The 21,948-nt window shown below is 59.0% G+C and carries 17 protein-coding genes, 1 pseudogene and 1 CRISPR repeat array (1 of these 19 only partly in view); all 18 genes and pseudogenes read left to right on the top strand.

Annotated elements, in window-relative coordinates:
- Positions 1-100: 100 nt before the first annotated feature.
- The 18 genes and pseudogenes from ACFQO4_RS19900 (at position 101) to cas2 (ending at position 16,659) form a co-directional block, all read left to right on the top strand.
- On the top strand, positions 101-391 hold the full coding sequence (locus ACFQO4_RS19900) for a DUF8069 family protein (RefSeq protein ID WP_312912681.1): 291 nt from the start codon (positions 101-103) through the stop codon (positions 389-391).
- Positions 391-717, top strand: coding sequence for a DUF7558 family protein (locus tag ACFQO4_RS19895; RefSeq protein WP_312912682.1), 327 nt, complete (start codon positions 391-393; stop codon positions 715-717). Before ACFQO4_RS19900 ends, ACFQO4_RS19895 begins: the two co-directional genes overlap by 1 nt.
- A 92-nt stretch (positions 718-809) precedes the next feature.
- Positions 810-1,175, top strand: coding sequence for a MarR family transcriptional regulator (locus ACFQO4_RS19890; RefSeq protein ID WP_312912683.1), 366 nt, complete (start codon positions 810-812; stop codon positions 1,173-1,175).
- Entirely contained in the window at positions 1,172-1,516 is a 345-nt protein-coding gene (locus ACFQO4_RS19885) for a type II toxin-antitoxin system PemK/MazF family toxin (RefSeq protein WP_312912684.1), read from the top strand. The genes ACFQO4_RS19890 and ACFQO4_RS19885 overlap by 4 nt, the downstream gene beginning before the upstream one ends.
- Positions 1,517-2,322: 806 nt before the next feature.
- A complete protein-coding gene (locus ACFQO4_RS19880; RefSeq protein ID WP_312912685.1) occupies positions 2,323-3,219 on the top strand; it encodes a DNA-binding protein in 897 nt (298 codons plus the stop codon).
- A gap of 184 nt (positions 3,220-3,403) precedes the next feature.
- Positions 3,404-3,685: a helix-turn-helix transcriptional regulator gene (locus ACFQO4_RS19875; RefSeq protein ID WP_312912686.1), complete on the top strand. Its 282-nt coding sequence runs from the start codon at positions 3,404-3,406 to the stop codon at positions 3,683-3,685.
- Positions 3,686-3,913: 228 nt separating this feature from the next.
- Positions 3,914-4,585, top strand: a complete 672-nt coding sequence (locus ACFQO4_RS19870; protein WP_312912687.1) for a RidA family protein — start codon at positions 3,914-3,916, stop codon at positions 4,583-4,585.
- Between the two features lie 40 nt (positions 4,586-4,625).
- Positions 4,626-4,733: pseudogene (locus tag ACFQO4_RS19865) on the top strand (DNA-binding protein); the annotation flags it as partial.
- A 219-nt stretch (positions 4,734-4,952) separates the two neighbouring features.
- A complete protein-coding gene (locus ACFQO4_RS19860; protein WP_312912688.1) occupies positions 4,953-5,930 on the top strand; it encodes a transcription initiation factor IIB in 978 nt (325 codons plus the stop codon).
- 36 nt (positions 5,931-5,966) lie between these two features.
- Positions 5,967-6,851 carry a biosurfactant protein 1 gene (locus ACFQO4_RS19855; protein ID WP_500262488.1) on the top strand — a complete coding sequence of 295 codons (885 nt, stop codon included), beginning with the start codon at positions 5,967-5,969 and terminating at the stop codon, positions 6,849-6,851.
- Between the two features lie 431 nt (positions 6,852-7,282).
- Entirely contained in the window at positions 7,283-8,089 is an 807-nt protein-coding gene (cas6, locus tag ACFQO4_RS19850; protein ID WP_312912690.1) for a CRISPR-associated endoribonuclease Cas6, read from the top strand.
- Positions 8,086-10,236: a type I-B CRISPR-associated protein Cas8b/Csh1 gene (gene cas8b / locus ACFQO4_RS19845; protein ID WP_312912691.1), complete on the top strand. Its 2,151-nt coding sequence runs from the start codon at positions 8,086-8,088 to the stop codon at positions 10,234-10,236. Before cas6 ends, cas8b begins: the two co-directional genes overlap by 4 nt.
- A complete protein-coding gene (gene cas7b, locus ACFQO4_RS19840; protein ID WP_312912692.1) occupies positions 10,233-11,354 on the top strand; it encodes a type I-B CRISPR-associated protein Cas7/Csh2 in 1,122 nt (373 codons plus the stop codon). The genes cas8b and cas7b overlap by 4 nt, the downstream gene beginning before the upstream one ends.
- Positions 11,354-12,145 (top strand): type I-B CRISPR-associated protein Cas5b, encoded by a 792-nt coding sequence (gene cas5b, locus ACFQO4_RS19835; protein WP_312912693.1) that lies wholly within the window; start codon positions 11,354-11,356, stop codon positions 12,143-12,145. The genes cas7b and cas5b overlap by 1 nt, the downstream gene beginning before the upstream one ends.
- A 19-nt stretch (positions 12,146-12,164) precedes the next feature.
- A complete protein-coding gene (locus tag ACFQO4_RS19830; protein WP_312912694.1) occupies positions 12,165-14,858 on the top strand; it encodes a CRISPR-associated endonuclease Cas3'' in 2,694 nt (897 codons plus the stop codon).
- Entirely contained in the window at positions 14,855-15,403 is a 549-nt protein-coding gene (cas4, locus tag ACFQO4_RS19825; RefSeq protein ID WP_312912695.1) for a CRISPR-associated protein Cas4, read from the top strand. The genes ACFQO4_RS19830 and cas4 overlap by 4 nt, the downstream gene beginning before the upstream one ends.
- A 2-nt stretch (positions 15,404-15,405) precedes the next feature.
- Positions 15,406-16,398: a type I-B CRISPR-associated endonuclease Cas1b gene (cas1b, locus tag ACFQO4_RS19820; RefSeq protein ID WP_312912696.1), complete on the top strand. Its 993-nt coding sequence runs from the start codon at positions 15,406-15,408 to the stop codon at positions 16,396-16,398.
- Positions 16,399-16,659, top strand: coding sequence for a CRISPR-associated endonuclease Cas2 (cas2, locus tag ACFQO4_RS19815; protein WP_312912697.1), 261 nt, complete (start codon positions 16,399-16,401; stop codon positions 16,657-16,659).
- A 100-nt stretch (positions 16,660-16,759) separates the two neighbouring features.
- Positions 16,760-21,948: a CRISPR direct-repeat array (repeat unit 30 nt; unit sequence GATTCAGACGTACCCTTGTGGGGTTGAAGC) (it continues 768 nt past the right edge of the window).

Here is a 21,948-nt window from a genome sequence, read left to right as displayed (position 1 = left end):
TCAGAGTCCTGCTTCATTCTCCTCACCTGTTCCCGACGATGAGTCTGTCGGCGCCGCGAGGCGCGAGGCGCGCTCGAGAGCGTGCCGAGATGTGAGTTCCATGACTGATCCAGACATCCTTGACGATAGATCAGCCGATCACGAGCGATTCGAAAGCGAACTTCTCGCACAGGATCGGGATGCGGCCCGGATATCGACAGTGGGCGTCGACGAGACGGCGGCGCGACACCTCGTCAGTGACCTCGTCGACGACGGTGTCGTGACAGCAGTCGCCGAACAGCGAGTGCTGGTCCACGAGCCTAGCGGCGAAGCCTTCGACTCGATTCGGCAGTTGGCTGTCTTCCATCGTGGGTGGACAACTGGCCGTGATGCCGACGAGGAGACGTCGTAATGCAGCAGACGCTTTCGGGATGTGCGTTCTGCGATGCGCTTCCCGGGTCGGAGCGTGGCGCCGCCTTCACCTGGGGTAAAGACGAGCGAGTTTCGCATCCGATCTGTGTTGACTGTGCCGTCCAGAAGCATCCTGATCCCGGCGAGCGTGATCATCACGCCTGTGATAGCTGTGGACTCGTCGTCGAAACGCTCACTGCACTCACGCGATTTCGTGTCGAACTCGGGCATCTCGAAGGGCCCTTGCAGCTGTGTGCTCGCTGTAGCCCCGGTGGCCCCGCGACGTATTGGACACGGGACTTCGAGACACATGTCGTCGATGAATAGCCCGACCAGCCCACTCCCAGTAAATCAGCGAGCCCGAACCGGCTCAGGAATACGTCGGTACATCTAATACATACAGCGACAAAGCAATACACATGCCCATCGACATCGAGACGTTCGAATCTTCCCCCGAGGATCGCCTCCAGCACTCCGGGGAGACGAACGCCGATCGCGTCATGCGGTTTCTCGCTGCCCATCCCGATCAGGCGTTCACCCAGAGCGAGATTCGAGATGCGACCGACGTCAAAGCGGGGAGCATCAGCGTCGTCCTCTCTCGACTCGAGGATCGGGGACTCGTCCGGCATAAGGGCAACTACTGGGCGCTCGGTGAAGATGACGACGTCGCGGCGCACACCAACATGCTCGAGAGTACGCGGGCGGCTAATGACCGCTTCGGCGAGGAAGACATGGACGAGTGGTTGGAGCACGCGGTCGACGACGAGGACGAGGCGACTGAATGAGCTATCAACGCGGGGACGTCGTCTGGGGACCGGATCCGTTCAAGTCGGGTGAGAACCCGCGTCCGTGGCTGATCCTGAACAATGACACACACCCGTTCGGCGACGAACAGTATATGACGGTCACGCTGACGACAACGCCCCATGACGAAACGGTCCCAATCGAGGATTCCGACTGGGTAGAGGGCGGGATGCCACGCCAGAGCTACGCCTCGCCCTGGTCGGTTGCGTCACCGAAGCACGCTGCACTCATCCGTCGACAGGGTCGTCTCGATGAATCATTCGTCCAGACCGTCATCGACGAACTGGAGACGTATCTCGACCCGCCAGCCGACGCTCGATAGCAACTGACTGGATCACGACTGGGCCCGACGCTCCGCCGACTACAGAGAAGTGACTGAGAAGGCCCCGATTGCGTGTTGGTCAACGGTGTTCGTTACGGGATGACCGCTGACTAGGTTCTGAAGATCTTGACTGTGAGTGGTGACCGATAGCATCATCTCCGAAAGCCCTCGGCCGCTCGGCATTCCGCGACCCACGCTGCGCGCCTCATTCTTGCGGTGCTTACGGGGTCGGGGGACGATCGAGACGGCCTCGCCCTTTCTGAGTCCACCAGGGCGGTGGTTGGTTCGCCGAGCGATGAAGCCGATTGACCAGTGGTACGTACCGGCCCGTCCCGCTCGCCGCGTTCCGCCCTCCGCGTCGCTCGCGACCGACCATTCCGGGCATGCGGGCGCTCTCCGCACCGTCCGCGCCCGTTCCGGGCTAAAGTGAATCTGGTCTCGACGCCAGCATTAAGCGCGTTTTCGGTTGCGCCCCTCGCGGGCTTTCGCGTTCCAGCGCTTTGGGCCGTTCCGCGCGGCGAGCCACACTGCGACTCGCCGTGCTCACGACCGTCGCCCTGGACACGGACCCGCAGTCCGGGCCGGACACGAGAAACGGCTTAAAGCTGGCCGCTCGCTCCGGGCGGGTCGGCACGCGGTGCTGGATGATTGTCCGCCTCAGGCGCGCTCTCGCTCGCGCCCAGGGGGCGCTCGCGAAGGCGCAAGCGAGAGCGCGCAGATGGTTCTGTCGGGCGGTGTCGTCGGAAAACCGCGATGTAATGGCATCGCGGTGTCGGACGCTGAGCGCCTTCAGGAGCTGAACTCCAATGTCGAGTAAGAACGTCTTTGGTAATGAGGTTTCGGTCGATGAACAGGCATTCGAAAAAGCAGACGAAGCAGAAGTCGATGAAGATGGGTTCGAGGTCGTTGACGAGACACCTGAGTTCCAGGCGACGGTGCAGATGGAGATCCAGGCGAAAGTCGATGCGAACCACCCGGATGGGATGATCGACACCAGTGACGAGCGGATTCGAGGTGTGACCCTCGAACAGGAAGAGCGCATTCGAGCGCGGGAGGCCGAGCTCGAGCGCATCAGTGCCCAGGCCGAACTGGGGACGCAGAACGGTCGGGAACAACGGACGCGAGACGTCGCGGCGAAGCGCAGCGCTGAGCGGCGTACAGCGTTCCAGAAACGGGCAGCGAGCGTGGATCCGATGGCGGACCCGGAACGAGACGATCCTCGTGCAGAACTCACGCAGGAGCAGCTGGCGGCGGTGAACAGACAGTCGATGCGGCTGGCGGAGAAGCTGGACGGCTGGTCGCGAGCGGCGATCGGCCGGCGACTGGCCGAAGCCGTGGTCGGTGGGAAGGACCTGATGGGTGCGGTCGTCGGGGTGTTCGAGGAACTGGAGACGGCACCAGGACAGGTGGTTCCAATCGGGAAGCTCGAGGAGATTGGTCGCAAAGAGGTGAGCATTGAGGGTCGTGTGACGGTCCTGTGGGAGAGCGACTCGTCGGCGATTCAGCAAGTCGGGCTCATCGAGGACGAGAGCGGGCGAACGAAGCTGACTGTCTGGGAGAAATCGAACCAACCCTGGATCGAAGAAGGCGAACGTGTGCGGATTCACGGGGCGGCGAAGAACTGGTACAACGGGCGCGTCTCCGTGGCCCTGACCGGGTGGAGCACCGTTATGTTCCCAGAACGCGGTCGGTGGTGGGAGTAGCCAGAGCAACGGCCCCTTTTTTGCTGATGGGTAGCGGTCACCGCCACCTCCCACCACCTCCACGTTCCGGGCTGCTCACGGCGCTCAAGGCGCCGCTTCGCTGCCGGGCTTTCGCTAAACCTGTCATTGACAAATACTTTCAGCATCCCATGCCTTTAATTGGGCTTCTTACAAAGTATCGACAATGTACGACCTGACTGGATTCCAGCGTGACCTCTTATATGTGGCCGCCGGACTAGACGAACCGCATGGACTCGCGATCAAGGACGAACTCGAGAACTACTACGAAAAAGAGATCCACCATGGCCGTCTCTATCCGAACCTTGACACTCTCGTCGACAAGGGGTTGATCGAGAAAGGTGAGGCCGATCGTCGGACGAACGTCTATTCCGTGACGCGCCGCGGACGTCGTGAGATCGAAGATCGACGACACTGGGAAGACCAGTACGTTGGAGACATTCTGTAACCTTAGTGGAGTCCGTTCGATAAAGCTACCGCGTCATCTCATTACCTATCCGCCATCTCAACGCTGACCGTGCAGTTGTATTGTGAGACCCACTGATGGCCAGCGGTCTTCTCTGTTCTTCGACGACACCGATGGCATAGATCCGACGTTCACAAACTAGAGGAGTCGCTTCACGACCGTCTCGAATCGCCCAATGAGGGTCACGAGGACGCTCGCGAACGCGAAATATTGAGGGAATCGGTCGATTCATTATCCCGACAGGAAAAGACTGAAACGGGTCCAACCTTCCCAGACAAGCCAGAGGAACCAACCACCACCTCGGACCCATCTCTCATCCATCCGGACTCACGCCTCAAGACCGACGAGGCCGTGGTGATCGACCGCGGCACGAAAACGAAATACGTCACGCCCGCGAGCGCTAACGCCGACGTTCCCTACGTTTCCGGAACAATCGACGACACATCGACCGGCATATACTTCGAGTTCCACACTGACTGCCATGTCATGGCACGGAAACAGATCGCTCCAGACGGGCTCATCGACGCCTCGAGCATCGGCTACAGTCATGGCATCGTCGTAGACGGCACCCTCTTTATGTCAGGGCAAGTCGGTTGGAATGAGAAATTCGAACTCGCTGGGGAAGATGTTACAAGCCAGACGTTCAAAGCGTTCGAGAACGTCGAAATACTCCTCGAAGACATCGATCGATCACTGGCTGACGTGACGAAGGTGACCGCGCACATCGTCGAGCTACAAACGAACCGGGACGCGTTCTTCGAGGTGTGGAACGAGGTATTCGCCGATCCACCGTATCCCTGTCTCACGCTCCTCGGACCACAGCAGCTCGCTCAGGACGGGTTACTCGTCGAACTCGAGGTCGAAGTTCCGGTTGAGGACTAAATTAGAGATAGTTACTCGCGTTTGGAATCGAGAGCTAATGTCGATGCGGCTGGCGGAGAAGCCGGATGGCTGGTCGCGAACGGCGATTGGCCGGCGTCTGGGTGAGACCGTAGTCGGTGGGAACGACATGATGAGTGCAGTCGGTGGTGGGAATAGCCGGGGTGACGCCCCCTTTTTTGCTGATGTGTACGCAGTCACCGCCACCTCCCACCACCTCCACGTTCCGGGCTGCTCACGGCCAATGGCCGTTGTACTGCCGGGCTTTCGCTACCCCATAAGTCCGTGCCACCGCTGTCCGTGTGGTGTTTGTTTGCCCCAGAGTGGCTGAGGGGCATCCTGAGAAACGCATCGCCCCCTCGTGAGCATCATGGCAACTAGAGAGATTTACAAAACGGCGTTCGACGAAGACGTCCAGACTGAGACTGAATCGAACCAATGCCCTGAGTGCGACGGTCAGGTCACCACCAATGCTATCGAAACCATCTGTGAGGACTGTGGGCTCGTCATCGACGAGCAGCGGATCGATCACGGTCCGGAATGGAGACCCCACGATCAGGACCAGCGAAAGCGGATGGGGGCTCCACTTACAGCGGCACGTCACGACCGAGGGCTATCGACGGAAATCGGTCGCCGGAAAGATGCGAACGGGAACGAACTCTCTGGGCAAAAGCGCCAGCGGCTAGCCCGAATGCGGCGTGAGCAGTCTCGTGGGCGGTTCCACTCGAAAGCTGAGCGGAATCTCGCACACGGCCTGGGTGAAGTTCGAAGAATCGTGAGCACACTCGAGTTCACAGAATCGGTTCGCGACCAGGCGTGTCACTTGTTCCGGAGTGCACAGAACGAAGACCTGCTTCGAGGCCGATCGATCGAGGCGATGGCGGCAGCGAGCGTCTACGGGATCTGTCGCTGTAACGGTCTCTCACGAACGCTCGAGGACATCGCCGATGCGGCACGGGTCGAGCAGTCGAGAGTCAGGAGTGCCTACAAGACGCTAAACAGAGAACTCGGACTCCCGGCCCAGCCCGTTCGCCCGGGCGAATTCATTCCCCGACTTGCGTCGGAACTCGACGTCTCTGACTCTATTCGACAGCGAGCTCGGAGGTTAGCGGAAGAAGCTGAATCAACAGATGCCACAACGGGCGTTCGGCCATCAGGATTTGCAGCGGCCTGTCTCTACAAAGCCGGGCGCGACGAAGGTCGGTGGCTGACGCAGACGGAGGTCGCGGAAGCTGCGAACGTCACGACCCCGACCATCCGGTCACATCAAGACACACTGGCTGAACTGGTCCCCGAAGCGTCTGACTCGGAACGTTCAGTCTGTACTGGATGTGGGGCTGATGTTTAAAAGTGAAGACGAAAGAACGTGCTGGTAGACGTCCCCATGACCGACCGTTACGCTGATTTCGAGGAACTCCGACCGCTTGGCGAGGCGACGCAGATTCCCGACCATGAACTCGCCAGAGACCGTCGTTGCGAGCCCTTTCGAGACCGAACTGAGGAGACACTCGCGGAATATCCAGACGACTCAACCGCTACAATGAACGAGTGTGCTTCCTGTGGCGCGTCGATTCCTGCCAGCCAGACCAGGTGCCGGTTCTGCCTCATGAATCATCTCGGTGAATCCACCGACGAACAGCAGCCCGCAGACCTCGAGTGGACACTGCTTCACGTCGTCCATCTGCTCGTCGAGGCCTCAACCGACTATCACGCCCTCGCGAAGGGCGCTGCGGCAGCGACTCTCCTCGCGAAGCCCGACAGGGATCCAGCCGTCGATGATTGCCAGCTGATCTACGATTTCGACGACGCGCCTGCAGCGCAGTTGACCGACCAGTGGCCCTCCCTACCCGACGCCGTACGGGCTACCTCCGAACGTGGTGAACAGCTGCTTTCGGTAGCTCGTGAGCGGACAGTCTGGAAAGCGACGACGACGTCGCCAAATGGAGGGGTTCACACGACGTTTCTGTACGACGAGGAAGGACACGGCGTTCGTGGCGAAGCTCGGCTTACAAGCCTGCTTGAGAGCACCGAGAACGACGTTTGGTTGACACCAGCAATTGCGCTCCAGCGCGCCGTTGACGACGAGCATTCCGAAGATCGGCAACCCAGCGTGCCCTCGAAAACGCGACTTGACTGCCGCACGTGCGGTCAAAAGACTATGCATCAGTTTCAGGAGTTCGAGGATGTCCCAGATGAGACGTGGTCTGCCCAGCCGGTGTGGGGGTGCCAGATGTGTCAGTCATCTCGTCACGGACCAAATCCTCCCTGAAATACTCAGCAGAAGAGTACCTTAACCAACAACAAACGTAGGCATCCGAAGTTGTTGGTTAAGACTGGTGCAGGATCTGGCGGAGACATCAGCGCACCCGGCCAAGGTGCATTTGAATGGAGGTATCGAGAGACGATGAATGAACCCTGGGCTATTGACCGAGCTATAGACAAATCTGAGATAGTGGGGTTCTCGACCGAACAATTCAACCTTTGGACCAGTCCGCACTCAACTAATCTATTTCGTGAGTGCGGACGATTAGGTAGACTACCTCTTACTCCAAATTATAGAAGACCATGAACAGTGAAGTAACTCCTCTCTTCAAGAATAATCCTGTTCCCCTAGAACATTAATAGTGTCAGTAATACTTATATATCCTGCAAATAATTATCGACTCGTCTTGTGATACCGACTAACAGAGGGAGGCCGTGATGCGAGTGCTCGTACATCTCCGTGCACGAGCAGACACGACCTACCAGAACGACTACCACCACAAGCTTCGTGGTCGGATCTGGAACGCACTCGAAGGAACAGAGCATGAAGCGGTTCACGACACGAATGAGCCGCCTGGGTTCTCGTTCAGCAACCCATTCCCACCGCAGGACATGTCTGAAGGTGACCAACGGACCCTTATTGTCTCAGCGCCACAGGAAGAGCTTCTCTCGGTGATCGCAACGGATCTCCAAGAAAACCCCGAACTGAACGTTGGGGAAATGCCGTTTACCGTCCAGGGTCTCTCGGCCATCACGCCAGATGTCGGTGAACCGGGAAGCAGCGGGACGATCGGGACAGGGACCGGACTACTCGTCCGGATCCCACCGTGGCGCTGTGAGGACTACGGGATCGATAACCCAGGCGAAGAGGCAGTATATTGGCGCCCGGAGCACACAATCGAACCACTCCGCGAACAGCTTGAGGCGAATCTGGATAAGAAATACAGCCTGTTCGGCCCGGAATACCTCCCGGGTCCAAGCGAAACCAACGGTGACCTCTTTGATGGCTACGAACTGCTGAAAACCTTCGCCGTGCCATTGCAGGTAACAACGGACCAGAGGCTAACGTACGTACTCTCGAAATGGCAGTTCGATTATACGGTCCGCAATGATGATCATCGACGTCATCTCAACCTCGCACTGGACTGTGGACTCGGCGAGCGGAACGCGCTGGGGCTGGGATTCTGCAATCTTACCGAGAAACGCGATCCGTACGGAAAGCCAGCGCCAGAGGTGCATGGATGAGTCTTCTTCCGGAGCCTTCGATGTTCAATGAACGCTATGGAGATGATGCAAAACTGGCGAGGAAACTCCCCAATCGACCGATCTCCTCGCTCCGCGATCTCCAATATGTATACGGGCGATTGTACACGCTTGCGACCGCCGGTGGAGGCGAGTACGCGGCCTATCTCACGCCGGAGAAGTCGACCGACCTGTTCGACGAGCCCGAGAGCCTGCTCTATCTCCGGGTCGACCTAAGTGGGGACGAACCGGGCCTCGATCCCGATAGGCCAGTCGGCGTTGAACGATACGGAGAGGGGAAGGTCGAAGCGGTCGCCCATTCGTGGTATGACTCCGCGCGGGGGTTCGACCACAGCGTCACACATCGTACAGGCAAGAACAAGGAGCCCGAGAAGGTCGCAGAGTACCTCCACGAGCGACTCACCGCGTGGGCGGTCGACGACGTGATTCAGGACGCCGCAGCCGACCACGAGGACGGCTGGATCATCAACGAACTCGCTACTCTTGGCGAGACGGAGAATATCCGGGAACGGATTGAGACTGCCATCGATGAACAGCTCGACGGCAAGACGACGGCGCTCACGACCGTGGCGGTCAAAGTCGAGCCGGACGGCAAGTTTCTCCTCCCGGGCAAGGCGAGCCCGGTGTTCAATGAGGCGATGCGGGCGCGAAAGCAGGCGAAACTCGTTTCAAAGGGAGAGGCCACCGACTCTGTAGGCGACGCGACCGACCTCGTAACCGGTCACTCCGGGCCAGCTGTCGGGACTGCCGAAGACCCGCTGAACTACTTCCTCGGCAAGCAACTCGAGAAGTTTCCAGGGTTCGACCCAGACCAGGCGTGGCGAACCCACCCAGTATCGGAGGACGTCGCGGTGACGCTGATGAACGCAAGCACGTTCGTCGACGCCTGCGACTACTACACGATGGGTGCGAACGTCTACTACCTCCCGTACTTCTTCGGACGGCTCGGTCCGGAAGACGCGCGGGACCTCTATCAGGTACTCTACGAGCTCGTTCACGCTGAGGATATGACGCCGATCGAAAGCGCCTACCGGAGCTACCAAGATACCCCGCGCCTCCAGGAAGTGGGCAAGCGGTTCCGCTTCTACGTCGCCGCGGTGATGGAACACCAGACCAAACGCTTCGACGTCTTCGGCGACAGCATGGACGGGACGCTGTTCTCGCCTGTCGAACTCACGCGAAAACACGAGCAGGTGCTCCAGTCGTGGCTGTACGATGCGGAGGGCGACGCCGACCATCCCGATCCTCGGCTTCGGGCCGCGTTCCCGACACCGGACAACTGGGACATCTTCGTCTCGGAGGAGTCAACACTGCTCAGTACCCTCGCCACGGGGTGGTACTTCGAACAGACGTTCGCTACGGGCGATGACGACGCCAGTGCCGATGATTACCGAATCCGAGCACTCGTTGCCGTGCTCTCAGGTGAGCCACTCGACGTCAAAGCTGTACTTACCGAGTACGTCGACCGGCTCCTGGAGGACGAAGGTGAGGAGTTCCCGAGTTTTCGTGTGGCCGCACAGTACACGCAGCTCTGTGCACTCGCCGACGCTGGCCTGCTGACCGGGCGTGAAGCGTACGAACCAGTCGCGGAACCACTGCAGTTGACAGACGATCATCCAACAAACGACATGTACTCAGACACACCAGCCCGAGCCGACGGCGGGAACGTCGCCGGGGCGCGGGAGACAAAGCTCGAACAGTTCCTCGATCAGACACCGGCTCTCGACGAGGAGCAGCCCGAACGACGTGGCAGCTTCCTCCTCGGCGCGCTGGTCGGCCAGGTGACTGGCTACCAGCAGGTGAGCGAGGGGCGCTCGACCACACTGATCGATCAGTATCCGATCAAAGCCGTCACCGAGTCAAAGCTGAAGCGACTCGCCAGCGACGTGTTGAACAAGAACGTCGTCTACTCCAGGGAGAACAATATGGCCGGAACGATGTACCGTGAGGTCGTCGACCGTCTGGTGACGACCCTACCCCGGATCGACATCGACGGCGACTGGGAACTCGACACGACCGACCTCCGATTCTACTACTCGCTCGGGGTCGCCTACGGGATGAACAACTGGGCGAGCAGCGACGACGAACAGGCCGACGACCAGCCCACAGCCACCCAGGAGGAAGCATGAGCGACAACGCATACGCCGACGACAGCTACGAGCCCGTGACGAACCGTTCCGAGATTGTCTTCTGCTACGATGCCGTCGACGCAAACCCCAACGGCAACCCACTGAGCGGGGCGAATCGCCCACGTATCGACCCCGAGACTCAGCAGGCGATCGTGACCGACGTCAGGCTGAAGCGCTATCTGCGTGACCAGCTCGACGACGACGGTCACGGCGTGTACGTCCAGAATGTGAAAAACGAAGCTGGTGAGCAGTCGTCACGTGAAGACCTGCTCGAATCTCGCCTCCGGGGTCTCGAGCCCGAGGACTGGGACTTCGACGATCTCGACGACGAGGACGAGGCCAAGCTCCGGGAGGAGGTGTTCGGAGCATTCCTCGACAACAGCGCCGACGTTCGGTATTTTGGCGCGACGATGAGCGTCGACATGAAAGGGAGCTACGAACCGTTCGCTGAACACCTCCCGGACCACTTCACCGGCCCCGTCCAGTTCTCACCTGCGAAGACGCTCCACCCCGTCACCGAAAACGAGGAGTACAACAGCCTCACCAGCGTCATCGCGACCGGAGAGGGCAAAGAACAGGGTGGGTTCGACCTCGACGACCATCGTATTCAATACGGTTTCATCGCGTTCCACGGGCTGGTCGACGAACACGGAGCGGCCGATACGAAGCTTTCCACAGCAGACGTTGAGCGTCTCGACACGCTGACGTGGCGCGCGATCAAGAACCAGACTATCAGTCGGAGCAAAGTCGGCCAAGAGCCCCGGCTCTATCTCCGCGTGGAGTACAAGGACGAGAGCTTCCACCTCGGTGGGCTAACGCGGGATCTCGACATCGACGAAGATCGCTCGGTACCCACCGACGAACTCCGGAATGTTCGGGAGTTCACGCTCGACGGGACCGAGCTAGTCTCCCGACTGGACCGCCACGACGACCGCATCGCTCGCGTTCGCGTCGTTGCGAGCGACGTACTCGACGTGACCGTCGACGATGAGACCTACACGGCCGGCGACGAGGTCGGCGAACACGGCTTCTACGACGTCCTACGTGGGGCGGTGGGCGACGATATAGTCGAGGTCGTCAACGTCTACGACGAGGCCGCCGCCACGATGCCAGAGTGATGTCCCAAGAAACACTCGAAGGCTGGGCCGACGAGGATGACACCCTCCCGGAGACGTGTCTCTCCTTCGAACTCCGCGGAGAGTGGGGCCACTTCCGACGCGTCGAGGGGAACATCGTCAAACAGACCTACCGGATTATCCCGCGGACGACCGTCGCCGGCCTCGTTGCCGCGGTACTCGGGCTAGAGCGGGATAGCTACTACGAAGCGTTCGGCCCTGAAGTCTCGTCGATCGCAGTGGAGGCAATCGAGGAGCTTCGGACGATTAACCTGCCACAGAATACGCTCTCGACGGCTAAGGAACACATGACGACGATGCCCAGCCGCGGGCACGCACGCATCTCGATGCCCGACCCGACGAAACTCCGACAACAGCACAACTACGAAGTGTTAGTCGAACCCGCCTATCGGGTTGATCTTCGACTCGCAAACGACGAACTTCGTACCCGTTTTCGAGACCACCTCCGTAACGGTACTGCCTACTACCCACCGAGTCTCGGGCTCTCCGAGCATCTTGCAGAGATCACGTATCTGGGCGAGTTCGACGTGACTCCACGTGAGCGCGAAACCACCGAAGTGGATTCCGCGGTGCTCGAGGCGGTCGACAACGTCGAACTGGCGCCAGAGACCGAGATCAAAGTCGAACGGTCGCCCGCGTTCATGGCGGCCGACGAAGATGGCCGGACGACGACAGCGTTCCAGTCGATCGCATACGCGACCAGGACGGAGCCGATTCTGGTACAGAACGTCGAGACCCACGAAGTCGACGGCCGCCGAGTGATGTTCTCGTGAACCGTCGGAGGCCGTAGCCATGGTCGAGTTCACGGAACGACCGTCGCACGAAGACCCTGACGGAAAACCAATCCCGCTCGACAGACATCTCTACGATGTTTGCGAGCGGGTAGGCTGGCTCATCCCCGATGACGCCAGGACACCTGCAGGGGATTCGCTCGTCGAATTGGTAGAGGCGGTGGCACTGATACATGACTTCGGGAAACTGACTGCGTGGTTTCGCGACCATCTTCTCTCGGACAGTGACGGTAAACCGGACGGACCGAAGCACCACGCACCGATTTCAGCGCTGCTCGCATACTACGTACTGGAATCTCGAGAGTTCGATGAAACCGATTGTCTCCTCGGCTTTCTCGCCGTTGCGAGACATCACGGCCGCCTCCCCGACGCGGTCGACTACGTTCATCGGGCGGGCATCGAACAGTCCGGCCGAATCCAGACGCTCTACCGGTCGGACGTGCGCAGCCAGGCGGCGCACATCGACGAAACCGTCCCCAAGCTAGCGAGTGTGCTCGTCGAACGGGCGACAAACAGCAACGGCAATTGGAACGAGTTCCTGGAACGGCTCTCCCGTCCCGAATCGGCCACCGAACTCGGATGGCTCGCAGAGGGAGCCTGTAGTGGCCGGCGTCTCCGCCCCGCTCCGGAGAAACTTCCATCTGGCTTCTACGAGTCGGTGCTTCAAGTCTGGAGCGCGCTCGTTTTTGCCGACAAGGCGAGCGCAGCGAGCCTGACGACAGGAGTCGAGGTAGGGAAGGATGCCTACCGATCAACGTCACCCGAACGACAGGCGATCGACGACCACATCGCCGATATCCGAGCCGAGAACGCCACTTCGGACCTCGGTTCACGCACGGAACGACTGAACGGGCGACGCGAAGAGGCTCGGCAAAAGGTCCGAGACCGCGCAGCCGAGTTCGTTGCCGATGATCGACGCGTCGCGACCCTAACGCTCCCCACAGGAATGGGGAAGACGCTCACTGGGTTGGATGCCGCTCTGACCGTCCTCGAAGAGACCGGTACTGCGTCGACCACGGGCATAAAGGAGGGGCGTCTCATCTATGCGCTGCCGTACACATCGATCATCGATCAGGTGGCAGACGAGAGCCGTGAGCTGTTCGAGGAGAGCGACGGGGACGAGCGGATCACAGTTGACCACCACCTCGCGGAAACGCTGGTTTCACCGCCGGAAACCGCCGAGGAAGTCGCCGACGATGCCGTCGAGAACGTCGCCGCCTTGCTGGGAGAGAGCTGGCGCACGGGGATGGTCGTAACGACGTTCGTCCAGCTATTCGAGAGCCTCACCGGCCCGACAAACGCCCGTTCGATGAAACTCCCATCGTTGTACGGGAGCGTAGTCGTTCTTGACGAGCCGCAGGCGCTGCCCCTGGAGTGGTGGCCGCTCGTGGATCGATTAGTGGAACTGTTGACCGAGGAGTACGGCGCGTCAGTGATCACCATGACAGCTACACAGCCCAAACTACTTTCTGCTGGAGATCAGGAGCCATTCTCGCTCGTTTCGGATCCCGATCCGTACTATGCGGAACTCGACAGACTCGATTTCGCACTCCACCCGTCCGCGGTCGCAATGCTTCCCGGCTGGGATGGAGAACAATCGGACACCGATGGGGGTGCCGAGCAGGGATCCCTCTCGTATGATCGAGCTGGCGAACTCGTAGCAAGACGAGCCGAGGACGGCGACTCCGTACTGACGATATGCAACACGATTGATAGCTCGAGGGAACTTACTGAGGCAGTCGCCAACCAAACGGCGATACTGAACGTCAATGAGATGTACGCTGAGCAACTCGACGCTACGGAGCACCGGACCGATTCAGTCCGCCCCGAGAAGACGCTTGCCGACGCGGTTCGTCAACGTCATGAGAGGGAACCATTATTAATACATCTCACAACACGACACCGGCCATGTGATCGACGCCACCTCATCGACGTCGCGACCGATCTCGCCGAGGCAGGCGAGCCGGTACTGTTCATCTCCACTCAGCTCGTCGAGGCCGGCGTCGACGTGAGCTTCGACGAGGTGATCCGCGATTTCGCACCGATGGACAGCCTGGTGCAGGCTGCGGGCCGGTGTAATCGATCGTACGATCGTGCTCGCGGACGCGTGACGGTCTGGCAGCTTTCGCCACCGCCGAACCGTGAGATGACGCCGGCCAGCGCAGTATATGGTCGCGGAGAGAGTCTGACAAAGCTGACGGGGCAAGCGTTGGCGACGGTATACGATGGCGAGCCGATACCTGAACCGGATGTGACTCGGGACGCCGTCGATCACTACTTCGAGTTACTCGAGCAGCGCGATGTCGGCGCCGACGAGTACGTCGATTACTTGGAGCGGGCAGAAGCCGAACAGCTCAGCAAGCTCTCGCTGATCGACCAGCGTCCTGCCGTCGACGTGATCGTGACGAGAACCGCTGAAGAACGGAAGACGGTAGAGGAGATCCGACGGATGTTCGCCGAGTATCGCTGGGACAAGCTCAACGACCTCGTCGAGTCGACCGCCGACTGGCAGGTCTCCATTCCCGTCTACCCCGGCGACAACGAGACGATAGAGAAACTCAGTGCGTGTGAGCCGTTGTTCTCGGGTGCCGATCGGCTGGTGCTGGACGGTCGTCCGGGACGGCACAACGGCTACTTTGACGCCACCGACGGCGTCGTCATCCCCGATACCAGCGTGGAGGCTCGATTGTTGTGAGTGACGGCCCCGTCACTCGGCTGTTGGCGACAGCTCGAGGCGACGCCGTCGACGATCCGTTCCGCGTCACCGGAGTGATGATGCAGTACTACTACGTCTGTGAACGCGAGCTCTGGTTCGAGAGTCGGAACATCGAGATCGACCGAGAAAACGCGAGCGTCGCCCGGGGAACTCGTGTCGACGAATCCTCCTACGGCGAGCGTACACAGGAGAATCTGCGGTTGGGGATGATCTCCCCCGACTTACTCGAGGACGGACGGGTGGTCGAGGTGAAGCCTTCCTCGGCACTGACTGAGCCGGCCCGCATGCAGCTCTCGTACTACCTTTGGTACCTTGATCGAGTGATGGACGTACAGCGCGAAGGCGTATTGGCGCATCCAACCGAACGCCGACGTGAGGAAGTATCGTTAGACGAGGATCGACGCGAGAAAGTCGAGTCGGCGATCCGTAGTATTCACGCAATCGTGACCGCGGAGCGTCCACCGGAAGCCACCGAGAAGCCATACTGTGAGTCGTGCGCCTACTACGACTTCTGTTGGGTCTGATCATGGACAGGAACTACCACATTTTTTCAGACGGACGCATCGAACGAAGCGAAGACACGGTCCGACTGGAGACTATCGACGGTGAGAAAAAACACATTCCCGTCGAGCATGCCGAAGCAATCTACCTCCACGGACAGATCGACTACAATACGCGGCTGATGTCGTTTCTCAACGACCATGGTGTCGCCGTACACGTCTTCGGCTGGAACGATCGCTACGCGGGGTCGCTGATGCCTGAACGCGGCCAAACGAGCGGGCGAACCGTTGTCGAACAGGTCCGGGCATACGACGACCCCGAGCGACGGCAGACGATCGCCGCCTCGTTCGTCCGCGGCAGTATCCACAATATGCGGACGAACGTCACATACTACAACAGTCGGGACTACGACCTCGGAAGAGTCCTCGAGGACCTGGATGACGCGGTTTCACGCATTGACAGCACGAAGGATATCTCAGAACTCATGGGCGTCGAAGCGACAGCCCGCCGGGCGTACTACCGAACGTTCGATACGGTGCTCCCCGACTCGTTCTCATTTGACAGCCGGGAGTACAACCCACCGCCGAACCCCGTGAATGCGCTCATCTCGTTCGGGAACAGTCTGGTATATGCTAACTGTGTGTCGGCGATCCGGGCTACTGCGCTCGATCCCGCAATCAGCTATCTCCACGAACCCGGAGAGCGACGCTACTCCCTCTCACTTGATATCGCTGACCTGTTCAAACCGGTGTTGACGGATCGGCTACTATTCCGGTTAGTCAACCGGAGACAGATCAGCCGTGATGATTTCCGGAATGAAGTCGGTTCCTGCCTCCTCAACGAAGCTGGACGGACAACGTTCCTGAAGGAGTTTGAACAAACGCTCGAGCGAACAGTTGAACACCCAGAACTGAACCGGAAGGTAAGCTATCAGTATCTGCTCCGGCTCGAGGCGTACAAGCTGAAAAAACACCTATTGACTGGCGAGCCATACGAGCCGTTCAAGCGGTGGTGGTAGATGTACGTTATCGTCGTCTACGATATGGAGGCCGACCGCACCCACCTAATGCTGAAACTATGTCGTCGGTACCTGATCCACGTCCAGAATTCAGTGCTTGAAGGTGAGATTTCGGAGGGCGATTTGACGACGATGAAAGGGAAGATAGACGATCTACTGCAAGAAGGAGAATCGGTAGTGATCTACGAACTCTCCTCAGATAAGCTATTGAACCGTTCGGTGTACGGCGATGACCCGACCGAAGACAGTCGGTTTCTCTAGCTGATGTCGACCCCCGGGGGATCCAGGAGGATTGCGGGTCGACAGAAATAGTGAAGTGAATTCCGTGGATAGAGAGGATATGGTGGTCAAATTCACCATGGATTCAGACGTACCCTTGTGGGGTTGAAGCGCCTATAGGTCTGTGTCAACGATCGCCGTCCCCTGCGATTCAGACGTACCCTTGTGGGGTTGAAGCGAGGGCGTAGCTATAGTAACCGACTTCTTCACCAGCGATTCAGACGTACCCTTGTGGGGTTGAAGCGCTTCAATGACCCTCTGTGTACCGCCTTTTACCGTGATTCAGACGTACCCTTGTGGGGTTGAAGCGAGCAGAACGAAGCCCACGAGGGCGAGATCGCCGAGATTCAGACGTACCCTTGTGGGGTTGAAGCTCGGATACGCGTCTCGTCGGTCGTGAACCGACGGTAGATTCAGACGTACCCTTGTGGGGTTGAAGCACCCACACACCACCCTGAGCCTCGAGGCCAGCTCCCGGGATTCAGACGTACCCTTGTGGGGTTGAAGCGCCGGCCTCAAACCCTCGAACGCCGAGCACAAGGAGATTCAGACGTACCCTTGTGGGGTTGAAGCCGCCAGTCGGGTCTGCTCAACACCGCTCATCTATCAGATTCAGACGTACCCTTGTGGGGTTGAAGCACGATGAACGTCGGGCTGTCATCGAGCCCGTGTTCGAGATTCAGACGTACCCTTGTGGGGTTGAAGCACGACCGACGAGACGCGTATCCGAGAAGTCCTGGCGATTCAGACGTACCCTTGTGGGGTTGAAGCGTCCTGGCGTTCCGATGGATCGCCACCACGATGGGAGATTCAGACGTACCCTTGTGGGGTTGAAGCGCCTTGTGCTTATCGGAGAGTTCGGGCCGGAGTCGAGATTCAGACGTACCCTTGTGGGGTTGAAGCGGCGTAGAGATAGCTACTCACACCGGCCACACCAGGATTCAGACGTACCCTTGTGGGGTTGAAGCCCCTGACATTGTGGCGCTGCCACCTGAAACCCGAAGATTCAGACGTACCCTTGTGGGGTTGAAGCGGTTGGACTACCGCGACTGGGGCGAGTCTAATGAAGATTCAGACGTACCCTTGTGGGGTTGAAGCCTGTTACCTCGCTCCCAAATAAGCTGGACTCGATGATTCAGACGTACCCTTGTGGGGTTGAAGCTACCGAAGGTGCTCCGAGACGACAAACAGCGCGAGATTCAGACGTACCCTTGTGGGGTTGAAGCGCGTTAAACTCGTTGCGAGCCTCGTCGACCACGAGATTCAGACGTACCCTTGTGGGGTTGAAGCAAACGACAAAATCGAATACTGGGAACTCTCCGGGAGATTCAGACGTACCCTTGTGGGGTTGAAGCGACGAGCGTCAGGACATGGTCGACCTCGGCGAAAAGGGATTCAGACGTACCCTTGTGGGGTTGAAGCCGTACTCGGCCAACTGGGTCGGGCAACGCTGCCGGGATTCAGACGTACCCTTGTGGGGTTGAAGCGACGAGCGCGTCGGGTTCGGTAAGTCAAAACGGCCGATTCAGACGTACCCTTGTGGGGTTGAAGCTGTGGATGAACGATCGCGACGAGGAGTTCACCGGCCGATTCAGACGTACCCTTGTGGGGTTGAAGCTGCCAGATGAAAGGCTGGCTTGCGAACATCTGGGATTCAGACGTACCCTTGTGGGGTTGAAGCGCAGGCCGTCGGTGACGCGGGAACGAACATCGTTGATTCAGACGTACCCTTGTGGGGTTGAAGCGCGCTCAACCGGCGCGGCAAAGAGAGCCACGTGATCGATTCAGACGTACCCTTGTGGGGTTGAAGCGCTTCAATGACCCTCTGTGTACCGCCTTTTACCGTCGATTCAGACGTACCCTTGTGGGGTTGAAGCCCGATGACGTCCACCACGCCGAGGCGATCGAAGCGATTCAGACGTACCCTTGTGGGGTTGAAGCTCCTCGTGTCGCTGGCGGCGCCCTTGGCGGGCATCGGATTCAGACGTACCCTTGTGGGGTTGAAGCATGATGATGCCTGGGTACGATGGCGGCAACCGGGATTCAGACGTACCCTTGTGGGGTTGAAGCAATTACTGGCACTGGCTTTCGCAGTTGCAATAGTCGATTCAGACGTACCCTTGTGGGGTTGAAGCGGATGGCACACCATCGCCGAGTACGAGGGGGCCGGATTCAGACGTACCCTTGTGGGGTTGAAGCTACTTCTCGTGTTCGCGTTTGAGATAGGCGACGAGGATTCAGACGTACCCTTGTGGGGTTGAAGCATCACCCCGCCCTCGAGGGGGCCGACTACGATCAGATTCAGACGTACCCTTGTGGGGTTGAAGCCTCGCCCGAGAGCGGGGCGTCTCGGGCGCCGATCTGGATTCAGACGTACCCTTGTGGGGTTGAAGCTCCTCGTGTCGCTGGCGGCGCCCTTGGCGGGCATCGATTCAGACGTACCCTTGTGGGGTTGAAGCGTCCGGTTCGATAATCCGGGGATAGGACAGTAACGTCCGTTCGGGATTCAGACGTACCCTTGTGGGGTTGAAGCCGCGTCTCGTCGGTTGTCTTGAACTTGTCCCCGCAGATTCAGACGTACCCTTGTGGGGTTGAAGCTTCGGGCTTCTTGTCGTCCCCGTATCGAATCCGGCTGATTCAGACGTACCCTTGTGGGGTTGAAGCCGAGAGAACAGGTCGACAGTTCCGAGCGGCATACGATCGATTCAGACGTACCCTTGTGGGGTTGAAGCGCTTGCATCGGACCAATTGCCGCTTGTCTCACTCGTGATTCAGACGTACCCTTGTGGGGTTGAAGCCCGTGTAATTCCATCGGTGACTGCAATTCTGGCAGATTCAGACGTACCCTTGTGGGGTTGAAGCTTCGGACGTGTTGCTTGCGTAGGTGTTCCTATGCGAGATTCAGACGTACCCTTGTGGGGTTGAAGCTGTATATCCCGACAGTTATCCATGAATAGCAGGATTGATTCAGACGTACCCTTGTGGGGTTGAAGCATGTACGGGGCCGCTCCAATCCGGTCTAATCGGATAGATTCAGACGTACCCTTGTGGGGTTGAAGCTCTTCGTCCGACAGGGTAGTTGCTAACTCAATCGATTCAGACGTACCCTTGTGGGGTTGAAGCTATGCGTTCGGCAAGTCCACCACACTCCAGAAATGATTCAGACGTACCCTTGTGGGGTTGAAGCGTCTGCAATGCCGCCCCAATCGTCGCTCATGCTGGATTCAGACGTACCCTTGTGGGGTTGAAGCCTCGAACGAGACGACGAGGGCAACTTGATCACCAAGATTCAGACGTACCCTTGTGGGGTTGAAGCGGCTCGGAGCCGGCGGACTCGAGGCGGATGTCCGCGATTCAGACGTACCCTTGTGGGGTTGAAGCGCGTCGACCGTCGCCATCGCTCCCCCGAGCGGTCCGGATTCAGACGTACCCTTGTGGGGTTGAAGCGTGATTGAACGCGGCCAGCAGCCGAGCCGCCTGGGATTCAGACGTACCCTTGTGGGGTTGAAGCTACTCCAGGCCCGGTTTGCGAGCCGGGCCACGTAGAGATTCAGACGTACCCTTGTGGGGTTGAAGCCGCAGATACGCCACCAGCGCCACCACGCCGACGTAGATTCAGACGTACCCTTGTGGGGTTGAAGCCCAGCATCACGATTGACAGCGCGATTGGCGCCGCGATTCAGACGTACCCTTGTGGGGTTGAAGCACGAACGGAGCGAACCGCTCAGCGACGTCTTGCGCGATTCAGACGTACCCTTGTGGGGTTGAAGCTGCGAGTCGATCCATCGCGCTAAGGAACGGGACCGATTCAGACGTACCCTTGTGGGGTTGAAGCACCCTCGAGAGAGTTTCCCCCGCAGCCATGCGAGATTCAGACGTACCCTTGTGGGGTTGAAGCTCCTCGGTCTCCCCTCGGGGGAACTCGGAAAACTCGATTCAGACGTACCCTTGTGGGGTTGAAGCTCGTTACCCGTGATCGTCACCTCGAGGTCGGACGGGTGATTCAGACGTACCCTTGTGGGGTTGAAGCTGGCTCGAGCGAGATCGAGGCGCACCAGCACCGACAGATTCAGACGTACCCTTGTGGGGTTGAAGCGCATTCCTCGCTGATTGAACTGGACAGGTAGTACGGGATTCAGACGTACCCTTGTGGGGTTGAAGCTCCTCGAACCGGTGCGCGTGAACGTGAGCGTACTGATTCAGACGTACCCTTGTGGGGTTGAAGCCCTGCGGAAAGGACTGCGCTGGGTGCCCGCACGGGGATTCAGACGTACCCTTGTGGGGTTGAAGCTCTCGAAGCGAGCCCGTCTCCTCCGGGAGCGTGGATTCAGACGTACCCTTGTGGGGTTGAAGCGTCACACACCAGAATCTTGTAAATTGTTGAAACGGGATTCAGACGTACCCTTGTGGGGTTGAAGCCTTAATGAGGCCCCAGACGGTGATCCGGATGAGGATTCAGACGTACCCTTGTGGGGTTGAAGCCGTGAATAGATGAGCTGTAACTTCCGCTCATGCGTCGATTCAGACGTACCCTTGTGGGGTTGAAGCCAGGTGGGTCTGTTGAAGGCTGACGTAGATCGTGGATTCAGACGTACCCTTGTGGGGTTGAAGCATCTTAAAGGTTTAAGTATAACCTGTAGTCAATCGGGATTCAGACGTACCCTTGTGGGGTTGAAGCTTACCATATCGGATTTGCTCAGGGCAATGTAGGGCCAGATTCAGACGTACCCTTGTGGGGTTGAAGCGCAGAGAAACCCATTAGGGCGGTGAGATAAGGCCAGACTCAGACGTACCCTTGTGGGGTTGAAGCGTCCCACCCCACGAACTGAAACACACCAATCCGAGATTCAGACGTACCCTTGTGGGGTTGAAGCGTCATCGACGCGGCGAACGCCGTCCGGGCCTCCTAGATTCAGACGTACCCTTGTGGGGTTGAAGCGTCATTCCGACTCCGTGAGACCGCCCCTGAGTCGATTCAGACGTACCCTTGTGGGGTTGAAGCGCGTGCAGAAACCCGTCTCCACAGCTCTAGATCGACGATTCAGACGTACCCTTGTGGGGTTGAAGCGGCTCGCGGAGTTGAGCGACTACGCCGGCGCCGATCGATTCAGACGTACCCTTGTGGGGTTGAAGCACGACGAGGTAACAGATCATGCCATGGACCGCCTGAGATTCAGACGTACCCTTGTGGGGTTGAAGCCCCGTGTACAGGTCCTCGTTGGTCCCGTTCGGGGGATTCAGACGTACCCTTGTGGGGTTGAAGCGAAGAGA

The sequence above is a fragment of the Saliphagus sp. GCM10025334 genome, assembly GCF_042663485.1.
Taxonomy (GTDB): Archaea; Halobacteriota; Halobacteria; order Halobacteriales; family Natrialbaceae; genus Natronosalvus.
The sequence above is the reverse complement of the archived record's forward strand: the minus strand, read 5'-3'. Positions and strand labels throughout refer to the sequence as shown.